Origin of the sequence: Candidatus Planktophila sp. (assembly GCF_040402315.1) — a bacterium.
Taxonomy (GTDB): domain Bacteria; phylum Actinomycetota; class Actinomycetes; order Nanopelagicales; family Nanopelagicaceae; genus Planktophila.
This window is the reverse complement of the sequence record NZ_JBBAMU010000073.1, coordinates 1-1052: the sequence shown is the minus strand read 5'-3', so window position 1 is coordinate 1052 and position 1052 is coordinate 1. Positions and strand designations below refer to the sequence as shown.

The 1052-nt window shown below is 50.5% G+C and carries 1 protein-coding gene; it reads left to right on the top strand.

The window, feature by feature from the left end:
- Positions 1–171: 171 nt before the first annotated feature.
- Positions 172–1052 (top strand): ATP-binding protein (locus tag AC9UEP_RS06065; RefSeq protein ID WP_509545128.1); only part of this gene is annotated, 881 nt, incomplete at its 3' end.

The window sequence follows — 1052 nt, the reverse complement described above, 5'->3', positions numbered from 1 at the left end:
AAGTAAGTTGATTCAGTAGGAACCCTCACCCCTGCGCCAAACGGGCGGTATATCCCACTCCTAAGGCTTCTCGCCGGTATTTGACTTGCGATTTAACGATAGGATTTCACCCTGCTATAGCGGAATCACCGCTCTATAGCCCATTTAAGGCAAATTCAAGGAGTTCCCACTTTGAGCGAAAAGCGTGATGTGAAGAAGGAACCGGGTGGATACGACGCCTCCTCGATCACAGTCCTGGAGGGCCTTGAGGCTGTTCGAAAGCGCCCCGGAATGTATATCGGCTCCACCGGTGAACGCGGCCTGCACCACCTAGTCTATGAAATCGTCGATAACGCAGTTGATGAAGCGCTCGCCGGTTATTGCACTGAAATTAAAGTTAGCTTGATGCCCGATGGTTCACTGCAAGTGATCGATAACGGTCGTGGCATCCCGGTTGATATTCACCCGATTGAAAAGAAGCCGGCACTGGAAGTTGTTCTCACTGTTCTGCACGCTGGTGGAAAGTTTGGTGACGGTGGCTACTCCGTCTCTGGCGGTCTGCACGGTGTTGGCTCATCTGTTGTGAACGCACTGTCGGCAAAGCTATCGGCTGAAGTAAAGCGCGATGGATTTACCTGGCGCCAAGATTATCGACTTGGTGTTCCGCAAGCGCCAGTTGCCAAAGGTGAAGCGACAACCGAGACCGGAACAACTATTCAGTTCTGGCCGTCGGAGGATATCTTTGAAACAACAGATTTCTCATTCGAGGTTCTCTCTACCCGTTTTCGGGAGATGGCCTTTCTTAATCGCGGCCTTATTTTATCTCTAACTGATTTACGCCCGGGCCATGTCGATGAGAAAGGTGAACAAATTGCTGTGCGCTACCAATACCAGGGCGGAATTACTGACTTTGTAAAGCACCTAAACTCCACCCGTGGTGAGCTGCATAAGACCGTGATCGCCATTGCGTCGGAGGATAAGAAGGGACAGCTTTCTCTTGAAATTTCGATGCAGTGGAATAACGGCTTCTCCGAATCTGTCTATACCTTTGCCAACACTATTCACACCCATGA